A 2,944-nucleotide genomic window follows, 5' to 3' on the forward strand; every position below is an offset into this window, starting at 1 on the left:
CTCTAGCTCTTTGGATTTCACTATGAGAGTTTGGGCTAAAAAAGAGCATTACTGGGATGTTTTCTTTGATCTTCAAGAACTTGTTAAAAAGAGATTTGATCAAGAGGGAATTGAGATTCCATATAACAAACTTGATGTTTATCAAAAATAATTAAATGAGGTGAGTATTTTTTGAAAAATTTTATTTTATCTTTAAAAAATAGTGTACTTAATGGTAACTCAATCTCTTTTGAGGATGCTAAAAAGCTTATAGATTTAGATACTACAACGCAACTGGAGGATATTCTATATCTCTCTAGTTGTGCCAATGAGATTAGAAAGTTCTTCTGTGGAGACAAATTTAATCTTTGTACTATTATGAATGCAAAATCTGGAAAATGTCCAGAGGATTGTAAATACTGCGCTCAATCTGCGCATTTTAAAACTTCTGCACCTGTTTATCCATTGACAAATAAAGAGGAAGCTTTAAATCTAGCTTTAGCCGTTGAAAAAGAGGGAGCTAATCGTTTCGCACTAGTTACTAGTGGTAGAGGACTTCTTACAGAAAAGGAGACTTTAGAGGTATCTGATCTATATAGATATATGAACAGTAAAAGCAATATTCATCTATGTGCTTCTCATGGTTTACTTACAAAAAAATCTGCAAAAGCTTTAAAAGAGGCCGGAGTTAAAACTTATCATCACAACTTAGAAACTTCTAGAGAGTTCTATGATAAAATCTGTACTACCCACACTTTTCAAGATAGAGTCAACACGGTTTTAATCGCTCAAGAAGAGGGACTAGAGGTTTGTAGTGGGGGAATTTTTGGTTTAGGAGAAAGTAGAGTGGATAGACTTAATATGGCTTTTGAGTTAAAGGCTTTAAATGTTAAATCTATCCCACTAAATTTTTTAACGCCTATAGCCGGAACTCCTATGGAAAACTATGAGCCCTTAGAGCCTATGGAGATCATAAAAACAATAGCTGTATACCGTTTTATAAATCCAGACTCCTCTTTAAGATATGCTGGTGGAAGACTTCAACTGGGAGATTTAGAGGTTCAAGGTATAAGAGGTGGAATTAACTCCGCTTTAACTGGAAATTTTTTAACAACAACTGGAAGTACCATTGCCTCAGATAAAGAGATGGTTACTAAGGAGGGATTTGTTCTTGATAAATAAACTTAAAACAGGTTATTTCATTATAGGGACAGATACAGATATTGGGAAGACCTATGTGTCTTCCCTTATTTTTAAGTCTTTACAACCTGAGAATATCGGATATTTTAAACCTTTCCAAACAGGTTGTCACTATGATAATAACAATAACTTAGTCCCATTGGACCCTAAATTTTTATGTGACTTTAGTAATATTGAATTGAAGGAGGATATGGTTACCTATCTTTTTAAAACTCCTGTATCTCCACATTTAGCATCTGAACTAGAAAATATTCCCATTCAGATGGAAACTATTTTCAATCAGTGGAAAACTTTAAAATCTAGATACCATACAACCTTTATTGAAGCAGCTGGTGGAATATATGTTCCAATAATAAGAGGTCATTACTTTATGTTTGATTTTGTCAAAGACTTAAACTTACCTGTTATACTTGTTTGTTCCACAAAGGTTGGAGCTATAAACCATACAATGTTAACAATTAGTTTTTTAAAAGAGAAAAATATTCCGATCCAAGGTATTGTTTTTAATAACTATACTGGAGAGTTTTATGAAAATGACAACATAGATGTAGTTTTAAAGACAAGTGGAATAAAAAATTATCTCATAGTAAAAAATGGGGATAAAATTATCCCCAGAGAGACTCTTACTGCCTTTTTAGAAAGATAGAGTTAATTAGTAATAGAATAGAGACTATAACTGCTATAACCGTATAATACGCTGATATCAAATTTTTATCTATGGCATTGGACAGAATAAAGTTTCCTGTTATAACCCCAATAGAACTAACTGTCCAATAGATGGAACTTATTTTAGCAAAGCTACTCTGCGGAGATATCAATTGTAACTTTGTATCTAATCTAGCTCTAATAAACTTTGATACATTATCTAAAACAACGAAGGCTATAAAACAAAAAAACATTTTTTTTTGAAATAAGCTAAGCATTCCCAAAGCAAGTATCAAAAATATATATGTTCTTTTTTTTGATATCTTTTCTATTTTTTTAAATAAAAAAAGTGTTGTCACAATAGAGATCAAATAGAGTAGACTCTGGTATTGACCATATTTAAAATCTGAAAAACCAAGAACCTTTGTAAAATAGTATATGATATATATATCTAATACAGGGTAAATAACCAGTGAAAAAAGAAAGTTTTCTATTAAGATAAGATTGATACCCCTATTTAAAAAGAACTTTATCTTTTTTTCTATCTCCATTGAAGAAACTATCTTTTCTAGCTCTATAAAGCAGAATAGAGTTCCTGATATAATAAAGGAGAGAATATCAAGTAATAAAACATGGTGCATACCTAAAGTCAGATATATAAATCCCACTGTCAATGGAGCAATTATATCTATCACATCCAAAAACAGGGTATATTTCATATTAAATTTTAAAAGGTTCTCTGGTAAAACTATCTCAGGTATAATTCCATCTATAGCTGGAGCTACAAATACACCTATAAATGACAGAGCCACTTTTAATAAAGCCAATGAATACATATACTCACTGGAACTCAAATTAACAAAGTGGAGGAATAGCAGTAAAATTACTGCCCTTATAAAATCAGACACTATATTGATATATTTTTTATTGAATATATCCCCTGTTATTCCTCCAATAAAATTAAATAGAATCTCTGGAAGAATCCCCACTGCAAATAAAATAGCTAAATCAAAGGTTTTATCTGTTTTATCAAGTATAAAAAAAGCTAAAGAGTAGTCTAAAAGTTTATTTCCAAGATATGAAACAGTTCTCGCTAATAGAAATATATATTCATTTTTTA

Annotated in this window: 4 protein-coding genes; 3 read left to right on the forward strand and 1 reads right to left on the reverse strand. The window is 30.9% G+C overall.

Annotation, left to right across the window (positions count from 1 at the left end):
* Window positions 1-10 precede the first annotated feature (10 nt).
* From ACMOUI_RS08455 to bioD, 3 genes are read left to right on the forward strand one after another with little or no spacing between them, the layout of a single operon-like run.
* Window positions 11-151 carry a hypothetical protein gene (locus ACMOUI_RS08455; RefSeq protein ID WP_418965288.1) on the forward strand — a complete coding sequence of 47 codons (141 nt, stop codon included), beginning with the start codon at window positions 11-13 and terminating at the stop codon, window positions 149-151.
* 20 nt (window positions 152-171) lie between these two features.
* Window positions 172-1,161, forward strand: a complete 990-nt coding sequence (gene bioB / locus ACMOUI_RS08460) for a biotin synthase BioB (RefSeq protein WP_418965285.1) — start codon at window positions 172-174, stop codon at window positions 1,159-1,161.
* Window positions 1,151-1,825 carry a dethiobiotin synthase gene (bioD, locus tag ACMOUI_RS08465; protein ID WP_418965286.1) on the forward strand — a complete coding sequence of 225 codons (675 nt, stop codon included), beginning with the start codon at window positions 1,151-1,153 and terminating at the stop codon, window positions 1,823-1,825. The genes bioB and bioD overlap by 11 nt, the downstream gene beginning before the upstream one ends.
* Here bioD and ACMOUI_RS08470 read toward each other — a convergent pair.
* The coding region (locus ACMOUI_RS08470; protein ID WP_418965287.1) for an MFS transporter at window positions 1,803-2,944 on the reverse strand (1,142 nt) is incomplete at its 5' end. The genes bioD and ACMOUI_RS08470 overlap by 23 nt on opposite strands.

It is taken from the genome of Cetobacterium sp., from assembly GCF_048470075.1.
In the GTDB taxonomy this organism is placed as follows: domain Bacteria; phylum Fusobacteriota; class Fusobacteriia; order Fusobacteriales; family Fusobacteriaceae; genus Cetobacterium_A.